The 18630-nt window shown below is 67.2% G+C and carries 17 protein-coding genes and 1 tRNA gene; 12 read left to right on the top strand and 6 right to left on the bottom strand.

What is annotated here, in order from left to right; translation table 11 throughout:
• Positions 1-11: 11 nt before the first annotated feature.
• Positions 12-1481 carry an aldehyde dehydrogenase gene (locus A9X00_RS17080; protein ID WP_067155711.1) on the bottom strand — a complete coding sequence of 490 codons (1470 nt, stop codon included), beginning with the start codon at positions 1479-1481 and terminating at the stop codon, positions 12-14.
• 183 nt (positions 1482-1664) lie between these two features.
• On the opposite strand from A9X00_RS17080, the gene A9X00_RS17075 reads away from it, so the two are divergent.
• The 9 genes from A9X00_RS17075 to A9X00_RS17035 all read left to right on the top strand — a co-directional run bounded on the left by A9X00_RS17075 (position 1665) and on the right by A9X00_RS17035 (position 10192).
• Positions 1665-2285 carry a TetR/AcrR family transcriptional regulator gene (locus A9X00_RS17075; RefSeq protein ID WP_067155707.1) on the top strand — a complete coding sequence of 207 codons (621 nt, stop codon included), beginning with the start codon at positions 1665-1667 and terminating at the stop codon, positions 2283-2285.
• Complete coding sequence (locus tag A9X00_RS17070) at positions 2282-3493, top strand: cytochrome P450 (RefSeq protein ID WP_067155704.1); 1212 nt, start codon at positions 2282-2284, stop codon at positions 3491-3493. Before A9X00_RS17075 ends, A9X00_RS17070 begins: the two co-directional genes overlap by 4 nt.
• Complete coding sequence (locus tag A9X00_RS17065) at positions 3494-4315, top strand: SDR family oxidoreductase (protein WP_067155702.1); 822 nt, start codon at positions 3494-3496, stop codon at positions 4313-4315.
• A complete protein-coding gene (locus A9X00_RS17060) occupies positions 4312-5664 on the top strand; it encodes a cytochrome P450 (protein ID WP_067155699.1) in 1353 nt (450 codons plus the stop codon). The genes A9X00_RS17065 and A9X00_RS17060 overlap by 4 nt, the downstream gene beginning before the upstream one ends.
• 12 nt (positions 5665-5676) lie before the next feature.
• Complete coding sequence (locus tag A9X00_RS17055; RefSeq protein ID WP_067155696.1) at positions 5677-5886, top strand: ferredoxin; 210 nt, start codon at positions 5677-5679, stop codon at positions 5884-5886.
• A gap of 2 nt (positions 5887-5888) precedes the next feature.
• Positions 5889-6443 (top strand): hypothetical protein, encoded by a 555-nt coding sequence (locus A9X00_RS17050; protein ID WP_067155693.1) that lies wholly within the window; start codon positions 5889-5891, stop codon positions 6441-6443.
• A gap of 154 nt (positions 6444-6597) precedes the next feature.
• Complete coding sequence (locus A9X00_RS17045) at positions 6598-7725, top strand: NDMA-dependent alcohol dehydrogenase (RefSeq protein ID WP_067155690.1); 1128 nt, start codon at positions 6598-6600, stop codon at positions 7723-7725.
• A 15-nt stretch (positions 7726-7740) separates the two neighbouring features.
• Positions 7741-9753: an FAD-dependent oxidoreductase gene (locus A9X00_RS17040; RefSeq protein WP_067155687.1), complete on the top strand. Its 2013-nt coding sequence runs from the start codon at positions 7741-7743 to the stop codon at positions 9751-9753.
• Between the two features lie 16 nt (positions 9754-9769).
• Positions 9770-10192, top strand: coding sequence for a ketosteroid isomerase family protein (locus tag A9X00_RS17035; protein ID WP_067155685.1), 423 nt, complete (start codon positions 9770-9772; stop codon positions 10190-10192).
• Positions 10193-10197: 5 nt separating this feature from the next.
• Here the strand turns inward: A9X00_RS17035 and A9X00_RS17030 are convergent, their stop codons facing one another.
• Positions 10198-11592: a hypothetical protein gene (locus A9X00_RS17030; protein WP_156772142.1), complete on the bottom strand. Its 1395-nt coding sequence runs from the start codon at positions 11590-11592 to the stop codon at positions 10198-10200.
• Between the two features lie 151 nt (positions 11593-11743).
• Positions 11744-12379 carry a dihydrofolate reductase family protein gene (locus A9X00_RS17025; RefSeq protein ID WP_067155680.1) on the bottom strand — a complete coding sequence of 212 codons (636 nt, stop codon included), beginning with the start codon at positions 12377-12379 and terminating at the stop codon, positions 11744-11746.
• A 93-nt stretch (positions 12380-12472) separates the two neighbouring features.
• On the opposite strand from A9X00_RS17025, the gene A9X00_RS17020 reads away from it, so the two are divergent.
• Complete coding sequence (locus tag A9X00_RS17020) at positions 12473-12877, top strand: HIT family protein (RefSeq protein ID WP_067155764.1); 405 nt, start codon at positions 12473-12475, stop codon at positions 12875-12877.
• Here A9X00_RS17020 and A9X00_RS17015 read toward each other — a convergent pair.
• Complete coding sequence (locus A9X00_RS17015) at positions 12865-14307, bottom strand: cell wall metabolism sensor histidine kinase WalK (protein WP_067155678.1); 1443 nt, start codon at positions 14305-14307, stop codon at positions 12865-12867. The two genes, A9X00_RS17020 and A9X00_RS17015, sit on opposite strands and share 13 nt — an antisense overlap.
• Positions 14308-14335: 28 nt before the next feature.
• Positions 14336-15055: a two-component system response regulator PhoP gene (gene phoP / locus A9X00_RS17010; protein ID WP_067155676.1), complete on the bottom strand. Its 720-nt coding sequence runs from the start codon at positions 15053-15055 to the stop codon at positions 14336-14338.
• A 170-nt stretch (positions 15056-15225) separates the two neighbouring features.
• Between phoP and A9X00_RS17005 the strand changes: the two genes are divergently transcribed.
• A complete protein-coding gene (locus tag A9X00_RS17005; RefSeq protein ID WP_067155674.1) occupies positions 15226-15951 on the top strand; it encodes a hypothetical protein in 726 nt (241 codons plus the stop codon).
• A 194-nt stretch (positions 15952-16145) separates the two neighbouring features.
• On the opposite strand, the gene A9X00_RS17000 is transcribed toward A9X00_RS17005, so the two are convergent.
• Positions 16146-16221: transfer RNA gene (locus A9X00_RS17000), tRNA-Thr, on the bottom strand.
• A gap of 482 nt (positions 16222-16703) precedes the next feature.
• On the opposite strand from A9X00_RS17000, the gene A9X00_RS16995 reads away from it, so the two are divergent.
• On the top strand, positions 16704-18341 hold the full coding sequence (locus A9X00_RS16995) for a PPE family protein (protein WP_067155671.1): 1638 nt from the start codon (positions 16704-16706) through the stop codon (positions 18339-18341).
• The last annotated feature ends 289 nt before the right edge of the window (positions 18342-18630 follow it).

Here is an 18630-nt window from a genome sequence, read left to right as displayed (position 1 = left end):
CTCAAGCTCCTCTAGTTAACCGCTGTCGCAATGGTTTTGATTTCCAGGTATTCCTCGAACCCGGCCAGGCCCATCTCGCGGCCGTTGCCGGACTGCTTGTACCCACCGAACGGCGCGTCGGCCGAGTACCAGACGCCGCCGTTGACGTTGATGGTGCCCGCCCGGATCCGGGCGGCAACGCCGGCGGCCCGGTCCGGGTCCGCGCCAAAGACGGTGCCCGACAAGCCGTATGGCGAGTCGTTGGCGATGCGCACGGCGTCGTCGTCGCCGTCGTAGGGGATGACCGTGAGCACCGGCCCGAAGATCTCCTCGCGTGCGACGCGGGCGTCGTTACCCAGGCCGGCGATCACGGTGGGCTCGATGAAGAACCCGACGTCGCGGTCCGCGGGGCGACCACCGCCGCACGCGAAGGTCCCGCCCTCGGCGACCGCCGAGTCGAGGTAGCCCTGTATCCGGTCACGCTGGGGCGCCGAAATCACCGGGCCGCAAATGGTTCCGGGGTCGGTCGGGTCGCCGGCCTTGATCCCGCCCATTGTTGCGGCCGCGATGGAGACGGCTTCGTCGTAACGGGCGCGGGGCACCAGCAGCCGGGTGGTGATCGCGCAACCCTGCCCGGCATGCATGCACACGGAGAACCCCGCCACCCCGACGGCACCGCCGAGGTCGGCGTCGTCGAGCACGATGAAGGCCGACTTTCCGCCGAGCTCGAGGAACACCTTCTTGATGGTGGCGGCGCCGTCGGCCATCACGCTGCGCCCCGTGGCCGTCGACCCGGTGAACGAAACCATGTCCACCCGAGGGTCTTTGGCCAACAGCGCGCCGACCCCGTGGTCGCTCGAGGTCACGATGTTGACCACGCCGGGCGGGAAGTCGGTGTGTTCGGCGATGAGCTCTCCCAACACCGCGGCGCACCAGGGCGTGTCGGGCGCGGGCTTCAGGACCACGGTGTTGCCCGCGGCCAGCGCGGGGCCCAGCTTGGCGAGGTTGATCTGGTGCGGAAAGTTCCACGGCGTGATGGCGCCGACGACCCCGACGGCTTCCCGCGCAATGGTGCGCCGGGTGGGAATCCCCATCGGCGACGCCTCGCCGAGATCCTGATTCCACACGTAGGACTCGGCCGTGTCGGCCGCGAATGCCAGGTCGTTGACCGGGACCTCGAGCTGGGCGATGGCGGTGAGCATCCGCGGCGCGCCGACCTCGGCGATGGTGATGTCGCGCAGTTCCTCGAGATGGGATTGCATGGCGTCGCGCAGTTGCCGCACGCACCGCACGCGCAGCTCGGTGTTGCGCGACCAGTCTGTGTCGTCGAAGGCCCGGCGCGCCGCATCGATGGCGCGGCCCATGTCGTCGGCGTCGGCGTCGGCGGCGACGCCCAGCACTTCCTCGGTTGCCGGGTTGATCGTCGGGAAGGTGCCCGCGTTGCCCGGCGCCAGTTTGCCGTCGATGAACAATGCGCTCGCGCCGTCGGCCAGTAACGCCATATCTCCCGCTCCCGCCTAGTCAGGCTAGTGGACAGTTGTCCGACCGAACCCTAGTCGCCGGGCCATCCGCGGTGCAAGGCCCGATCACGCACGCGGCGGCTTACCGGCCGCCCATCCCCCGTTAACCTGCGCTTTCACAATTCACGCTTGCTTCCCGTCCCCGACGTCCGATAGCGTGGACACGTGTCCAGCGATGCCCTGGTTACTGTCGCATCCCAGGCAGGCCACCAGACCGGAGAGCCGGTGCGCAACCGCCGCCAGGAAGAGACGTTCCGCAAGGTGCTTGCTGCCGGCATCGAAACCCTCCGCGAGAAGTCCTACGCCGACCTGACGGTCCGCGCGGTGGCTGCCCGGGCCAAGGTCGCCCCGGCCACCGCCTACACCTACTTCTCGTCGAAGAACCACTTGATTGCGGAGGTCTACCTCGACCTGGTCCGGCAAGTCCCGTACTTCACCGACGTCAACGACCCGATGCCGGTCCGGGTGGACAAGGTGTTGCGCCACCTTGCGCTGGTGGTCGCCGACGAACCGGAAGTCGGGGCGGCATGCACGACGGCGTTGCTGGGCGGCGGCGCCGACCCCGCCGTGGGCGCCGCGCGCGACCGGATCGGCGCAGAGATCCACCGCCGCATCTCCACCGCGATCGGGCCCGGCGCCGACCCCAACACGGTGTCCGCGCTCGAGATGGCTTTTTTCGGCGCACTGGTACAAGCCGCCAGCGGCCAGTTCACCTATCACCAGATCGCCGACCGTTTGGGCTATGTCGTCGGACTCATCCTGCCCCGCCCTGGAGAAGAGCAATGACCGTACAGACCGAAAAGCCGGTCTTGGATCCCTACAACTACGACTTCCACGAGGATCCCTACCCCTACTACAAGCGACTTCGCGACGAGGCGCCGCTGTACCGCAACGAGGAACTGAAGTTCTGGGCGTTGTCGCGGCATCAAGACGTGCTGCAGGGATTCCGTAACAGCACAACGCTTTCCAACAAATTCGGTGTCTCGCTGGATCCGGCATCGCGCGGCCCGCACGCCAGCAAGACGATGTCGTTTCTGGCGATGGACGATCCCGCGCACCTGCGTCTGCGCACCCTGGTCTCAAAGGGCTTCACCCCGCGTCGGATTCGCGAACTCGAGCCCCGCGTCACCGAGATCGCGACGCGGCACCTGGACACCATGCTGGACAGGGCGACGGACGGCACGGTCGACTACATCGACGAGTTCGCCGGCAAGCTGCCCATGGACGTCATCTCCGAGCTGATGGGTGTGCCGGAGCCGGACCGAGCACAGGTGCGCGCCTGGGCCGACGGCGTGATGCACCGCGACGAGGGTGTCACCGACGTGCCGCCGGAGGCGGTCGAGGCCTCCATCAACCTCATCGTCTACTACCAGGGGATGGTGGCCGAGCGGCGCAAGAAGCTAACGGACGACCTGACGTCGGCGCTGCTGGAAGCCGAGATCGACGGCGACCGGCTCACCGACGACGAGATCCTCGGGTTCATGTTCCTCATGGTGATCGCCGGCAACGAGACGACCACCAAACTCCTTGCCAACGCCGCCTTTTGGGGCCACAAGAACCCTGACCAGCTGGCGCCGGTCTACGCCGACCTGTCCCGGGTGCCGCTGTGGGTCGAGGAGACGCTGCGCTACGACACCTCCAGCCAGATCCTGGCCCGCACCGTGTCGGGAGAGCTCACCCTCTACGGCACCACGATCCCGGAGGGCGACGTCCTGCTGCTGCTGCCCGGTTCGGGGCATCGTGACGAGCGGGTCTTCGACGAGCCCGACGACTTCCTGATCGGTCGCGAAATCGGGCCCAAGCTACTGAGTTTCGGCAGCGGCGCACACTTCTGCCTGGGCGCCCACCTCGCCCGGATGGAGGCCAGGGTGGCGCTGACCGAGTTGTTCAAGCGGATCCGCGGATATGAAGTGGACGAGGCCAACGCCGTCCGCGTCCATTCGAGCAATGTGCGCGGATTCGCTCACCTACCAATGAGCGTGGAGGTCCGCTGAATGCCCCGCTTTGACCCCCTGCCCGAACGGCGGCCCACGATCGTGGCCGGCGCCTCCTCCGGGATCGGCGAGGCCACCGCAATCGAAATGGCGGCGCACGGCTTCCCGGTCGCCCTGGGCGCGCGCCGGGTGGAAAAGCTCAACGACATCGTCGGCAAGATCAACGCCGAGGGCGGCGAGGCGGTCGGATTCCACCTGGACGTCACCGACCCGAATTCGGTGAAGTCGTTTGTCGCACAGTCGGTCGATGCGCTCGGCGACATCGAGGTGCTGGTGACCGGCGCGGGCGACACGTACTTCGGCAAGCTGGCCGAGATCACCACCGACGAGTTCGAGTCGCAGCTGCAAATCCACCTCGTCGGCGCCAACCGGCTCGCCGCCGCGGTGCTGCCCGGCATGCTCGACCGGCAGCGCGGCGACCTGATTTTCGTCGGCTCCGATGTCGCCCTGCGCCAGCGGCCGCACATGGGCGCCTACGGCGCCGCCAAGGCCGCGCTCGTCGCGATGGTCACCAACTTCCAGATGGAGCTCGAGGGCACCGGCGTGCGGGCCTCGATCGTGCACCCCGGGCCCACGAAAACGGCGATGGGCTGGAGCCTGCCCGCCGAAAAGATCGGCCCCGCACTCGAGGACTGGGCCAAGTGGGGCCAGGCCCGCCACGACTACTTCCTGCGCGCGGCGGACCTGGCACGAGCCATCACGTTCGTCGCCGAGACACCGCGCGGTGGCTTCATCGCGAACATGGAGCTTCAGCCCGAAGCCCCGTTGGCCGACAACAAAGATCGCCAGAAGCTCGGACTCGGCGAAGAGGGGATGCCATGACCACAGCGATTGTGCCGCGGGTTTCCGGCGGCGAAGAAGAGCACGGTCATTTGGAGGAATTCCGCACCGACCCAATCGGTTTGATGCAACGCGTGCGCGACGAGTGCGGCGACGTCGGCTGGTTCCAGTTGGCCGGCAAGCACGTCATCTTGCTGTCCGGTGCCAGCGCCAACGAATTCTTCTTCCGCTCCGCCGACGAGGACCTGGACCAGGCCGAGGCCTATCCGTTCATGACACCGATCTTCGGCAAGGGCGTGGTGTTCGACGCCAGCCCCGAGCGGCGCAAAGAGATGCTGCACAACTCGGCGCTGCGCGGCGAGCAGATGAAGGGCCACGCCGCCACCATCGAGGGCGAAGTCAAGAAGATGATCGCGAACTGGGGCGACGAGGGCGAAATCGAGCTGCTCGACTTCTTCGCCGAGCTGACCATCTATACCTCGACGGCCTGCCTGATCGGCCTGAAGTTCCGCGAACAGCTCGACCACCGATTCGCGGAGTACTACCACGAGCTCGAGCGCGGCACCGACCCGCTGTGCTACGTCGACCCGTACCTCCCGATCGAGAGCTTCAAGCGTCGCGATGAAGCGCGCGTGAAACTCGTTGCGGTGGTGCAGGAGATCATGAACCAGCGACTGGCCAATCCGCCGAAGGACAAGGCCGACCGCGACATGCTCGACGTGCTGGTATCGATCAAGGATGACGACGGCAACCCGCGTTTCTCTGCCGACGAGGTCACCGGGATGTTCATCTCGCTGATGTTCGCCGGGCACCACACCAGCTCGGGAACCTCCGCGTGGACCCTGATCGAGCTCATCCGCCATCCCGAGGTGTACGCCGAGGTGCTGGCCGAGCTCGACGAGCTCTACGCCGACGGTCAGGAGGTGAGTTTCCATGCGCTGCGCTCGATTCCGAAGCTGGACAACGTGGTCAAGGAAACCCTGCGACTGCATCCGCCGCTGATCATCCTGATGCGGGTCGCCAAGGGCGAGTTCGAGGTCGAAGGCTTCCCGATTCACGACGGCGACTACGTCGCGGCCTCCCCGGCGATCTCGAACCGGATTCCCGAGGACTTTCCCGATCCGGACGCCTTCAACCCCGACCGCTACAACAAGCCCGAGCAGGCCGACATCGTCAACCGATGGACCTGGATTCCGTTCGGCGCGGGCCGACACCGCTGCGTCGGCGCCGCGTTCGCCCAGATGCAGATCAAGGCGATCTTCTCGGTCCTGTTGCGCGAGTACGAGTTCGAGATGGCGCAGCCCGCCGACAGCTACCACAACGACCACTCCAAGATGGTCGTCCAGCTCGCCCGGCCGGCCAAGGCCCGCTACCGCAAGCGCAGCGCGTAAGGAGTCAGTCCCATGGGCGGATTCAGGATCGAAGCGGATCTGGATTTGTGTCAGGGCCACGCCATGTGCGAATTGGAGGCGCCGAACTACTTCCGGGTGCCCAAGCGGGGCAAGGTCGAGATCGTCGACCCCGAACCGCCCGAAGACGCCCGCGACGAGGTCGAGCGCGCGGTCGATATGTGCCCAACGCAAGCACTATTCATCAAAGAGAAAGAAGACTGACAATGACGTCGGAGCCGTCACACTCACGCGCGGAACTCGAGGCATGGGTCGACCGCTGGCTGCAGGCCAACGCGGACTGCGAAAAAGCCGGCGACTGGAAGCCGCTGGCGGACTTCTACGCCAAGGACGCCACCTACGGGTGGAACATCGGCCCCAAGGAAGACGTGATGTGCGTCGGCGTCGACGAGATCCGCGACATCGCGCTCGGCCTGGAGATGGAGGGCCTGGAGAACTGGGTCTACGAGTACCAGAAGGTGCTCATCGACGAGAAGCAGGGCGAGATCGTCGGCTTCTGGAAGCAGATCGTCAACAAGACCGACGGCACCCAGGACGAGATCTACGGCATCGGCGGCAGCTGGTTCCGCCTCAACGGTGACCAACTCATCGAATGGCAGCGTGACTTCTTCGACTTCGGTCACGTCGCCAAGATGTTCGCGACACTCATCGAGTCCGGCGATCTGTCCGCAGGCATGCAGCGGCGGATCGAACGCAGCGTCGCCGGCGAGAAGCTGCCCGGCTACTACCCGCTCGGACAGGCGCCCGTTCCGATCTGGTGATCTCCCGACCAGTTGGTGGTCCCCCCTTGTCGACAGCCCGGTGACGCACGTCATAATGGTCTGGCGAACGAGAACACGTTCTAAAAATGACGTCAGGGCCCTGACCGGCCGTCTTGCCGAATTTTCGGCCAGAGCTTGCTAATGGAGGTTGTTCATGAAGACAAAAGGCGCTCTGATCTGGGAGTTCAACCAGCCGTGGTCCGTCGAGGAGATCGAGATCGGCGACCCTCAGGCCCACGAGGTCAAGATCCAGATGGAAGCGGCGGGCATGTGCCACTCCGACCATCACCTGGTCACCGGCGGCATCCCGATGGCGGGCTTCCCGGTGCTGGGCGGCCACGAGGGCGCGGGCATCGTCACCGAGGTGGGGCCCGGCGTGGAGGACATTGCCCCGGGCGACCACGTGGTGTTGTCGTTCATCCCGTCCTGCGGGTCCTGCCCGACGTGTCAGGCCGGCATGCGCAACCTGTGTGACCTCGGGGCGGGGCTGCTCGGTGGCGCCGCGGTTTCCGACGGCACCTTCCGCATCCAGGCCCGCGGCCAGAACGTCTTTCCGATGACGCTGCTGGGCACCTTCTCGCCGTACATGGTCGTGCACCGCAGCTCGGTGGTGAAGATCGACCCGTCGGTCCCGTTTGAGGTGGCCGCCCTGGTCGGCTGCGGCGTCACCACCGGCTACGGTTCGGCGGTCCGCACCGCCGACATCCGGCCGGGCCAGGACGTCGCCATCGTCGGCGTCGGGGGCGTGGGCATGGCGGCTCTGCAGGGCGCCGTCAACGCGGGCGCCCGCTACGTCTTCGCGATCGACCCGGTGGAGTGGAAGCGCGATCAGGCCCTCAAGTTCGGCGCCACCCACGTCTACCCCGACATCAACGCCGCGCTGGCCGGCATGGCCGAGGTCACCTACGGCCTGATGGCCCACAAGGTGGTCGTGACGGTCGGCGAGCTGCACGGCGCCGACGTCGACGCCTACCTGAACATCACCCAAAAGGGCGGCACCTGCGTACTGACCGCGATCGGCAGCCTGCTGGACACCAACGTCAACCTGAACCTGGCGATGCTCACCCTGATGCAGAAGAACCTGCAGGGCACCATCTTCGGCGGCGGCAACCCGCAGTACGACATCCCGCAGCTGCTGTCGATGTACAAGGCCGGCAAGCTCAACCTGGACGACATGATCACTCGCCAGTACAAGCTCGAGCAGATCAACGACGGCTACCAGGACATGCTGGACGGCAAGAACATCCGCGGCGTCATCCGGTACACCGACGCCGACCGGTAATCCGACCGGTCCTCAGTGACCAGCTTTCCCCACCTCTTGGCGCCGGGACGAATCGGCGCCATGGCGGTGCGCAACCGGGTGGTCATGTCTCCCATGGAGACGATGTACGGCACCCCGGACGGGCTGCCGTCACAGCGCACCTGCGACTACTTCGCCGCGCGCGCCAAGGGCGGCGTCGGCCTGATCACGTTGGGCGCCACCGGGGTCGACCACCATCACCCCGAGACGCCCGGGGGCCTGCACCTGGCCACCGACGACGCGGTCGAGGCGCACCGGGCGCTGGTCGAGGTGGTGCACGAACACGGCGCCAAGATCCAGCCCCAGATCGTGCACGCCGGGCCCGACGGGCTCGGACCGGAGATGTTCGGCGTCACCTCGCTGGGGCCCTCGGTGATCCCCTCCTACCTCACCGGGCGCCCGTCGGCCGAGATCAGCAAGCGCCAGCTCTGCGAGGTGTTCGATCTGTTCAAGGCCGCGGCGCGCCGTGCCGTCGAGGCCGGCTACGACGGCATCGAGTTACACGCCGCGCACGGCTACATGCTGCTGGGATCTTTCCTTGCCCCGCAACGCAATCGGCGCACCGACGACTACCGCGGCGACTCGTCCCGCGGGCGGGTGCGGGTGGTGCTCGAGGCGCTGGCCGCGATCCGCTCGGAGATCGGCGACGCCGTGCCGATCACGCTGCGCATCTCCGGCTACGAACGGGTGGCGGGCGGGCGTCCCATCTACGAAACCGCGCGACTGGCCACCGAACTCGTCGCCGCCGGCGTGAGCGCGTTTCACGTCAGCGGCGGCGTGATCGACCGGCTCGTTACGGGCATGGTCAACGGCGCCGACGACGGCGACGAGCTCAACGTCGGCGCCGCGGCCGCGGTCAAGCAGGTCGTCGACGTGCCGGTGATCGCCGTGGGCCGCATCCACGACCCGGCGCGGGCCGAACGGATCCTGGCCGACGGGCGCGCCGATTTCGTCGCGATGGGCCGCCCGCTGCTTGCCGACCCGGACCTGCCCGGCAAGCTGCGGTCCGGCCGGGCGCACCGGGTCCGCAAGTGCATCTCGTGTGAAAACTGCATCGACGCAATGGAACAACGCTTCTCCGTCGACTGCGCCGTCAACCCCCGCACCGGCAAGGAGCGCGAGCTGGCCGCGCCGCGCGCCGACCGCGCCAAGCGCGTGGTGGTGATCGGCGGCGGCCCCGCCGGACTGGAGGCAGCCCGCGTGGCCGACGAGCGCGGCCACCGTGTCACGCTGTTCGAGCGCGGCGGCCAGCTCGGCGGCGCCCTGCGCTGGGCGTCGGTCCTGCATCCCGAGAACCAGCCGTTCCTGCGATACCTGCGCGACGAGATCAAGGCGAGCACGGTCGAAGTTCGTTTGGGCCGCGGTGTTTCGGCCGACGAGGTGGCCGCGCAAGCGCCCGACGCGGTGGTGGTGGCCACCGGCGGCCACGTCGCGGTGCCGGCCATTCCCGGCGCCGACCTGCCGCACGTGCACACCGGTCCCGGGTTACGCGAATTGCTCGACGGCCGGCTGTTCGCCGGCCGGCTACAGCGGCTGCTGCACCCCGCAGCGTTCCGGCTGGCGAGTCGCGCGTGGATGCCGTTGGGCCAGCGGGTCGCCATCATCGGCGGCGACTTGGTCGCCCTCGAGCTCGCCGAGTTCCTCGCCGCGCGAGGCCGGTTCGTGTCAATCCTCGAGGCCGGCAAGGACATTGCCCCCGAGGTGGGCAACAAACGCAAGACCGAGCACATGGATCGCCTCGACCGGCTCGGCGTCACCGTGCACGTCCGCGCGGCCGTCGAACGGATCACGACGCAGGCCGTCGTGTTTACGCCCGCCGGCGGCGCCACCCGGCAGCTGCCCGCCGAGAGCGTCGTCATCGCCGGAACGGTCCAGCCCGACACCGCCCTGTTCGACGCCCTGGTCGCCGCCATGCCGGACGCCGAGGTGCACGCCGCCGGCGACTGCACCGGCCTGGGCCTCATCCGCAAAGCCACCGAGGAAGGCGCACGCGCCGCGTGCGCAATCTAGAGACAGGAGAAACACCATGACCGAAACCGCTCAGGCCTCGCCGGCCCTGGCCGCGTCGCAGGCCTCGTGGCGCTGCGTGCAAGCCCACGACCGGGAGGGCTGGCTGGCGCTGATGGCCGACGACGTCGTCGTCGAGGACCCGATCGGCAAGTCCGTCACCAACCCCGACGGCGACGGCGTCAAGGGCAAGGAGGGCGTCGCGGCCTTCTACGACAACAACATCGCGGCCAACCAGCTGACCATCACGTGCGAGGAGACGTTCCCGTCGAGCTCGCCCGACGAGATCGCCCATATCCTGGTGCTGCACAGCAAGTTCGAGGGTGGATTCACCAGCACTGTGCGCGGGGTGTTCACCTACAAGGTCAACGACGCCGGGCTGATCACCAACATGCGCGGCTACTGGAACCTCGACATGATGAAGTTCGGCAAGGAAGAGTAGGCCGCTCAGCCGATGCGGCCGATCCCGGTGAGGTTGCCCTGCATGACCTTCCCGTCCATCAGCACCATCGTCGGGGTCTGCAGCGGATCGCTGAGGATGGTGAGTGACTTCGGCTGCTGCCATAGCAGCGCCCCGCTGGCGGCGTCGACCACTCCGTAGGCGAAGGCGTCGAGCGGCGTGGTCTGGTCGCACCCGATCCGGGTGATGGTGTAGAGCAGGCCGTCCGCGGTCGACAGGTGCGGTAGCGCCGCGCTGCGAACCTTGTTCTCCCACACGGTGTGACAGCCGGGGTTGTCGACGTCGACCCGCGTCATCCCGCCGACGAACGGCGCCGTCGGCGGCACCGCGGGCGGCGCGCCCGCCGGGACCGCGGGATAGGGGTAGCCGTAGGTGCTGGACACGAACACCGAATTGCCGACGCCGATCGGCGCGTTCTCGCTGCCCGGGCCACCCAGCGTCAAAACCGGTTGCTGGCAGACCAATTGGCCGGTGCCCGACTGATAGACCAGCGCGTGCACCTGCGGGCTGGCGTTGTCGACGATGGTCAGGTAGTCGGCGCCGCTGGTCGGGCCGAAGTACACCGGCGTGGAGCCCGTCCCCCAGCTCAGCTGCCCGAGCTTGCGGGCGGGGCCGCGGTCATAGGTTTGGCGCCAAAGGATTTGCGGATTGCCGACGATGTCCAGGTTCAGCTCGTAGAGGGCGAAGGTGGTGGCGACCCCGACGCGACCGCTGGGCGCCGACGAGATGCTGTTCGCCACCTCCTCGCCGGCGGGCAGATGCATGGTGGCGACGCCCCCGCCCGGCTTCGACACGCCCACAACGCCGTTGCCGGTGGCGAACCAGACGTTGCCCGCGTAGTCGGGGACCAGACCCACCGAGTTGTCGCCGGCCGGTATCGCGCCGGACAGGTCGGTGGACTCGGTGATGACCAGCTTCCAACAACCCAGCGCCCCGTCCTTGACATGGGCGATGCGCAGCAGGTGGTTGTTGCCGTCGATCATCACCACCTGGTTGTTGTTGTCCAGGTAGGCGTAGACGCCGCCGAGCAGACCACCCTTGGCGACGTGCAGCTTGGCCAACGGGACGAAGACGGGGACCCAGCCACCCGGATCGATCAGGACGACCGTCGGCGTCTGGCCGATGTCGGTGGTGCACAGCGCCAACACCAGCCCGTCGGTGCCCTGCATGATCGTCGGGCATGCCGCCAGCAGCGGGTAGCCGAAAATGGGGACCAGGTGGGCTCCGGGCCCGGAAAGCGGTCCGGCATCGGAGGATTCGGAGTCGTTGTGCAGCGACGCCAGCCCCAGGGGCGCCATGAAAGGGTTGGGCGGCGCCAACGGCCCGAACGCGGCGGCCGCCCGCACCGGCGACGCACCGCCGGCGGCGAGGGCCGGGGCCATGGCGACGGCGCAAGCGGCCAGCAATGCCACGGGAAACCGCACAGAGGTCTCCTCCCGTGAATTGCGTACAGTGATTTTCCCGAGACGCCGGAACGAATTAGCAACGGTGCGCTAACAATTCGGTTTCGGACGGCGTGGCAGGCGCGATTGTCTAGCGGCGGGTGAAGCTCAGATGCGTGACGCCGCTCGGACTGGTCACCGACTCCACCGCGAACCGCTGCTCGAGGCCCTCCAGTCCCTCCCACAACGGCTCCCCGCGTCCCAAGAATATGGGCACCACCGCGACATGCATGCGGTCGACGAGGTCGGCGGCGAGGAACTGGCGAATGCTTGACGGTCCCCCACCGAGGCGAATGTCGAGGCCGCCGGCGGCTTTTCGGGCGATCCCCAGGGCCTCCGCGGGACTGGCGTCGATGAAGTGGAAGGTGGTGCCGCCGTCCATCTCGATCGGTGGCCGGGGGTGGTGGGTAAGCACGAACACCGGGGTGTGAAACGGCGGGTCGCCGCCCCACCAGCCTTTCCAGTCATCGCCGCCGTCCCAAGGCTCGAACTTGTTGCGTCCCATGATTTCGGCGCCGATGCCGGGCTCCCATGTGCGGGCCAGGGCGTCGTCGATGCCCGTCGTCCCACCCGACTCGCCGTGCATCGCGCGGAAGGTGCGCGTCGCGAAGAACCATTCGTGCAGCCGGACGCCGGCGTGCCCGAACGGCGCGTCCGCGCTTTGCCCGATGCCCGTGCCGAAGCCGTCGAGGGAAACCGAAAAATTGTGCACGCGCACCTGTGACATGGCGGGAACTCCTCTGCGTCGATTGTCGTCGCAGGGTTGACCCTCCACACCCGCCAAACTCATCGGTCGGCCGCCGAACCTATGCTGGGGGCCATGGCGTCGATCTTCACCAAGATCATCAACCGTGAACTTCCGGGCCGTTTCGTCTACGAGGACGACGACATCGTCGCGTTCCTGACGATCGAGCCGATGACGCAGGGCCACACGCTGGTGGTGCCCCGCGCCGAGATCGATCAGTGGCAGGACATCGACGGTGCGGTGTTCGCCCGCGTCATGGCGGTGAGCCAGCTGATCGGCAAGGCCGTGTGCAAGGCGTTCCGGGTGGAGCGTGCCGGTCTGATCATCGCCGGGCTGGAGGTGCCCCATCTGCACGTCCACGTCTTCCCCACCCGCAGCCTGAAGGACTTCGGCTTCGCCAACGTGGACCGCAACCCGTCATCGGAATCCCTCGATGCGGCCCAGGCCAAGATCAAGGCAGCGCTGGCTCAGCTGGCGTGAGCCGGCTCCGGCGCCGACACGTCGCTGACGCGGGGCAGCGTGACGCGGAAGCAGCATCCCTCGCCGGGTGAGGTCGTCACGGTGACATCACCGCCGTGCGCGCGCACCAACGAGTCGACGATGGACAGCCCCAGGCCCGTGCCGCCGCTGGCCCGCGCCCGCGACGAGTCGGTGCGGTAGAACCGCTCGAACACCCGCGACGCGTCCTGCTGATTCATGCCCGGGCCCTTGTCGGCCACTTCGAGCACCGCATCGTTGCCCGCGGTGCCTACCCGGATGGTGACGTCGGCGCTGGGCGGGGTGTGCTGCAGGGCGTTGGCGACGAGGTTGCTGAGCACCTGGCGAATCCGGGGTTCGTCGCCGAGCACCTCCGGGGTGCCGGGCCCGTCAAGGACCTCCATGGTGATGGAGCGCTTGGGGTCGATCGCCTGCGCGTCGTGCACGGCGTCGCTGGCCAGCGCGAGCAGGTCGACGCGGTTGTGCTCCAACGGCCGCTGCACGTCGAGCCGGGCCAGCAGCAGCAGGTCGTCCACCAGCAGGCCCATCCGGCTGGCCTCGCTTTCGATGCGCGACAACAGCATCGACACGTCGCGCGCGGCGCCCTGCCGATATAGCTCCGCGAAGCCGCGGATGGTGGTCAGGGGCGTGCGCAGCTCGTGGCTGGCGTCGGTGATGAACCGCCGCATCCGTTCCTCGGAACCGCGGGCCTTGTCGGCCGACGACTCCGAGGAGGCCACCGCCTGCTGGATCTGGGTGAGCATCCCGTTGAGCGCCAACGAAAGTCGCCCGACCTCGGTGCGAGGATCGCGTTCGGGGACGCGGCGATCCAACTGGCCGGCGGCGATGTCGGCCGCGGTGTGTTCGACCTCGGTCAGTGGCCGCAGGCTGCGATGCACCACCGCGAAGCTGGCGATCCCGACGACGGCGAGCACCGCCACCCCGATGCCGATCTGCAACCAGACCAAGGAGCTGAGCGTGTGCTGGACGTCGGACAGGTCGACCGCCACCGTCGTCAGGCCGTGCGGCCCGCGCACCGACACCGCGCGCCACTGGATGTCCGAGCCGTTGACCGAGGGCAGCGTCGTCGGATTGGGTCCGACGTCATTGTTGGGGGGCAGCGCCGGTTCGGCGTTGCGGTCGTTGATGGCGGTGAACGGGGTGCCGTCCGTGCCGATGCCTCGCACGTAGAACTTCGAGGGCGGGCGGCCGGGATCGGGGCCTTCGTAGGGCGGCGGTGACTGCCGCCGCGGCGCCTGCGCCCAGCTGCGCGACGCGTCGAGCAGCGTCTGGTCGATCCGGCTGATCAGGCTGTGCCGCAGGATCGACGTGACGGCCAGACCGGAGACCGCCAGACCGCACGCCACCAGGAGCAGGGTGGCGGCCACCAGTCCCACCCGTAGTGGCAGTCCGCGTCGAACCTTGTTCGGCATTCCCGTCTTCCTCGCTACCGCTCGCGGCTCAGCGCGGCTCCCGCAGCACATACCCCACGCCTCGCAGGGTGTGCAGCAGCCGCTTCTCCCCCGTGTCGATTTTGCGACGCAGATACGACACGTAGGACTCGACGACGTTCACGTCGCCGCCGAAGTCGTAGCGCCAGACGTGGTCGAGGATCTTCGGCTTGCTCAGCACGGTGCCGGCGTTGATGACGAAGTAGCGCAGCAGGGTGAACTCGGTGGGCGACAGCGACACCGGTTCGCCGGCCTTCCACACCTCGTGGGTCTCCTCATCGAGTTCGATGTCGGCGAAACTCAGCCGGGCATTGCGTGGTTCGGCGCCGCCCTTGCCGGCGCGCCGCAGAATGACCCGCAGCCGGGCGACGACCTCCTCGAGGCTGAACGGCTTCGTCACGTAGTCGTCGCCGCCCAGCGTCAGGCCCGCGATCTTGTCCTGCAGGGAGTCGCGGGCGGTCAGGAACAGCGCCGGGGCGTCGATGCCGTCCGCGCGCAGCCGCCGCAGCACCCCGAAGCCGTCCATGCCCGGCATCATCACGTCGAGGATCACCGCGTCGGGGCGGGCGTCACGGGCGCGGTCCAGGGCCTGGGCCCCGTTGGTGGCGGTGTAGACCTCGAACCCCTGGAACTTGAGGCTGACGGAGAGCAGCTCGACGATGTTGGCCTCGTCGTCGATCACGAGGACGCGAGCTTCCGGCTTCGATCCGCTTTGGCTGGGCGCTGTCATGACGTCACTTCTGTCCTTTGGTTGAACCTTAGTTGGGAGTCGCCTCTCCGATTATTGTGTGAATCCTGAAAGCTCGATGCCAATCGTCTGCTAACAGTCTGCAAAGAATCATCGCATGAGCTTGGAAAGCCTGGGATTGGGTGGGGGTGGCGCGAATAGACTCTGAAGTTATGAACTTTGCCAAAGGCATCGTGTCGCTGGCGACGGCGCCGGCGCGGGTTGGGCTTGCCGCTGCCGACGCGGGCTTGAACGTCGCGACCGCGGCGGTGGGGGTGGCGAAGCGCGCGCTGGGCGATGCCGGGGACTCCGGCAGCAACGCGATGGCTTCGATGCTCGGGATCGACGAGGCGATCATGCGCGCCAACCGGCTGGCCCGGCTGCTGGACGACGACGCACCGCTGGGCCGCGCCGTGGCGGCCGACGGGCCGTTGGACCGGTTGCTGCGCCCGGGCGGGGTGGTCGACATGCTGACGTCGGAGGGCGGTTTGCTCGACCGGCTGACCGCCGAGGGCGGCGGCCTGCAGCGCGCGCTGCAGCCGGGTGGGTTGGCCGATCAGCTGCTCTCCGAGGACGGGCTGATCGACCGGGTGCTGTCCGAGGACGGGCTGGCCGATCGGCTGCTCGCCGAGGGCGGGCTGATCGACAAGCTGACCGCCAGGAACGGTCCGCTGGAGCAGCTCGCCGACGTCGCCGACACCCTGGCGCGGCTAACCCCGGGGATGGAGGCGCTGGAGCCGGCCATCGCCACCCTGCAGGACGCCGTCGTCGGACTGACCATGGTGGTCAACCCGTTGAGCAGCATCGCCGACCGGATTCCGCTGCCGGGCCGCCGCATGCCGCGCCGGTCGTCGTCGCGGACGGTGCGCTCAACGCGCATCATCGAGACCGACGAGTGACCCATTAGGCCGGCACCCTGGTTTACCCGCGGTCTCCGGTGTCGAGCCAGGACTCCAAGAGCAAGCGTCGGCGGTGCGACTGGTCGCATGCATTGGCGCAGAACACCTTTAGTCGACGGCCTCCGAAAACGGCTCCGCACCCCAGACAGGTCATCGATATAAGACGACGCCATTCGTCAGTGCCGACAGAAAAATGGAGCCGCGTGAGAGACTCGAACTCTCGACATCCGCTTTACAAGAGCGACGCTCTACCAACTGAGCTAACGCGGCCGGGGCCGGCTCGATGAGCCAAGACGATTCTACGACCCCGTCCCGCCTGACCACCTGTCACCCGTGGTCCGGCGCCACGAAGATTCCCGCGCCGATGATGGCGCGGTTCACCCACGACAACGCGATCCCGCTTGCGTTCCACGTTCTCGACTTTCAATTGGCCAGCACCGAATCGTCTCCGGTGGACGCACCAACTGAACAGGGCCGAACGCCTTCGCCGCTGGCGGCGGGGCGTCACCTAGTCAGATCTGACCATCCTGGGCCTGGGCGGAAATGCCTAGTTCTGGTCATGTCCTGCTCGCCGCCGGCCTCGTAGCGTCGCGGCAGCAAGTCGTTGGGATCGGGCCCCGGCGTTGTCGGAGGCAGAGGCAGCCGATCCGGCGAGCGTCGCCAGTCAACGGAACGCGAAAGCCGTTCGTAACCAGCACAATCGGGCACCGATCGCCTCGGATGGCGGCGGGTGAGTTGGTAGGAGGTCAACAATGGTGAATTTCGCTATGTTAGCGCCGGAGATCAACTCCTTGCAGATGTATACCGGTGCGGGGTCGGCACCGATGTTGGACGCGGCGGCGGCGTGGGAGGGGTTGGCCTCGGAATTAGGCTCTGCGGCATCATCTTTTCACTCGGTCACCACAGGCCTAACAGCGCAGGCGTGGCAAGGCACGGCGTCGGCGGCGATGACGGCCGCGGCCGCCCCCTATGCCGGCTTTTTGAGCGCTGCGGCAGCCCAAGCTCAGGGGGCGGCCGGGCAGGCCCGGGCAGTGGCCAGTGTGTTTGAGGCGGCGCGGGCGGCGGTCGTGCATCCATTGGCGGTGGCCGCTAACCGCAATGTGTTCGTGCAGTTGATCCGCTCGAATCTGTTGGGGTTCAACGCCCCGGCGATCATGGCCACCGAGGCCGAGTACGAGGAGATGTGGGCCGCGGACGTGGCGGCGATGCAGGGCTATCACGAGGGTGCCTCCGCGGCGGTCGCGCAACTGCCGTTGCCGACCAGTCTGCGGCAGTTCCTCAACGGCCTGCCCAGCTTGGGCATCGGCAACAAGGGCGACGCCAACGTGGGTGGCGGCAACACCGGCGGCGGCAATATCGGCAACGGCAACCGGGGCAGCAACAACCTGGGCGGTGGAAACATCGGCAACGGCAACATCGGCAGCGGCAACCTCGGCAATAACAACAACGGCTTCGGGAACATCGGCAACGGCAATATCGGCTTCGGCAACTTCGGCAACCCCAATAGCGGCCACAACGCGGGTATCGGAAACCTCGGCAATAACAACCAGGGATTCGGTAACTTCGGCGACGCCAACATGGGCGGCGGCAACACCGGCAACAACAACATCGGTGGCGGCAACACCGGCAACGGCAACTTTGGCTTCGGCAATACGGGCAACAACAACATCGGGATCGGGTTGACCGGCAACAATCAGGTGGGCATCAACCTGGCGGGCCTGCTGAACTCGGGCAGCGGAAACATCGGCATCGGCAACTCCGGTACCAACAACATCGGCTTTTTCAACTCCGGCAACGGCAACATCGGCATGTTCAACGCCGGCACCAATCTCGTTCAGCCGGGCCACCTCAACAACTTTGGCTTCGGAAACTCCGGCATCGGCAACAACGGCATCGGAAACTCGGGCGTCTTCAACGCCGGCTTCGGGAACTCGGACCAGTTGAACACCGGCATGGGAAACTCGGGCATCTTCAACACCGGCTTCGGTAACGCGGGCAGTGTCAACACGGGCTTCGAGAACTCGGGCGACGTGAACACCGGGGACGGGAATTCGGGCGCCACCAACACAGGCTCGTGGAATTCGGGCAACGTGAACACCGGCTTTGGGTTCATCACCGACAGCGGCCTGACCAGCTCGGGCTTCTTCAACACCGGTACCAATGTCTCGGGCTTCTTCAACACCCCCACCGGCACCGGCGCCATCGAGGTCTCGGGCTTCTTCAACACCGCCAGCGGCGGCACCAACATGAACGGCCTCATGTCCGGCATTGGAAACATCGGCGTCCCGGGCATCCTCACGGGTCCCACCGCGGCCGGCGAGGATTCGGGCTTTTTCAATATGGGCAGCGTGATAACGGGCATCCTCAACCTCAGTCGTCTATTGCAATGACCACCGTGCGCTCGTTGGCGCCGTGATCCTGTGAACTGGAGGGCTCGTCGCGCGACGAGTCGCGAGCCTCAGTCGCTAACAGGGCATTTCGGCCCGTCCCAGGATAGTCAGACCTACGCCGGGGAGAATCGTTTCCTCTAGTGGTTCGTCGCCCTCTTCGGCTGATGCTTGACAGTTGCTTCGGTTGACCCTTGACACTCCCTAGATGAGAGAGCTCTCCGGCCAGCGTCATCGACGACGACGCGTCCTCCTTCGCCGACGTAGCCGGGACAGAGACGCAGCGGCCTGG

The organism is Mycobacterium sp. 1245805.9, from assembly GCF_001672915.1.
Lineage (GTDB): Bacteria > Actinomycetota > Actinomycetes > Mycobacteriales > Mycobacteriaceae > Mycobacterium.
This window is presented reverse-complemented; position numbering and strand designations above follow the sequence as displayed.

Excerpts from the sequence above, each read along its gene's own strand:
- A9X00_RS17030 (WP_156772142.1), bottom strand. The coding sequence starts at position 11,592 with ATGGCCCCGGCCCTCGCCGCCGGCGGTGCGTCGCCGGTGCGGGCGGCC.
- A9X00_RS17080 (WP_067155711.1), bottom strand. The coding sequence starts at position 1,481 with ATGGCGTTACTGGCCGACGGCGCGAGCGCATTGTTCATCGACGGCAAA.
- A9X00_RS17020 (WP_067155764.1), top strand. The coding sequence starts at position 12,473 with ATGGCGTCGATCTTCACCAAGATCATCAACCGTGAACTTCCGGGCCGT.
- A9X00_RS17025 (WP_067155680.1), bottom strand. The coding sequence starts at position 12,379 with ATGTCACAGGTGCGCGTGCACAATTTTTCGGTTTCCCTCGACGGCTTC.
- A9X00_RS17070 (WP_067155704.1), top strand. The coding sequence starts at position 2,282 with ATGACCGTACAGACCGAAAAGCCGGTCTTGGATCCCTACAACTACGAC.
- A9X00_RS17015 (WP_067155678.1), bottom strand. The coding sequence starts at position 14,307 with ATGCCGAACAAGGTTCGACGCGGACTGCCACTACGGGTGGGACTGGTG.
- A9X00_RS17045 (WP_067155690.1), top strand. The coding sequence starts at position 6,598 with ATGAAGACAAAAGGCGCTCTGATCTGGGAGTTCAACCAGCCGTGGTCC.
- A9X00_RS17005 (WP_067155674.1), top strand. The coding sequence starts at position 15,226 with ATGAACTTTGCCAAAGGCATCGTGTCGCTGGCGACGGCGCCGGCGCGG.
- A9X00_RS17055 (WP_067155696.1), top strand. The coding sequence starts at position 5,677 with ATGGGCGGATTCAGGATCGAAGCGGATCTGGATTTGTGTCAGGGCCAC.
- A9X00_RS17065 (WP_067155702.1), top strand. The coding sequence starts at position 3,494 with ATGCCCCGCTTTGACCCCCTGCCCGAACGGCGGCCCACGATCGTGGCC.
- A9X00_RS16995 (WP_067155671.1), top strand. The coding sequence starts at position 16,704 with ATGGTGAATTTCGCTATGTTAGCGCCGGAGATCAACTCCTTGCAGATG.
- phoP (WP_067155676.1), bottom strand. The coding sequence starts at position 15,055 with ATGACAGCGCCCAGCCAAAGCGGATCGAAGCCGGAAGCTCGCGTCCTC.
- A9X00_RS17050 (WP_067155693.1), top strand. The coding sequence starts at position 5,889 with ATGACGTCGGAGCCGTCACACTCACGCGCGGAACTCGAGGCATGGGTC.
- A9X00_RS17060 (WP_067155699.1), top strand. The coding sequence starts at position 4,312 with ATGACCACAGCGATTGTGCCGCGGGTTTCCGGCGGCGAAGAAGAGCAC.
- A9X00_RS17035 (WP_067155685.1), top strand. The coding sequence starts at position 9,770 with ATGACCGAAACCGCTCAGGCCTCGCCGGCCCTGGCCGCGTCGCAGGCC.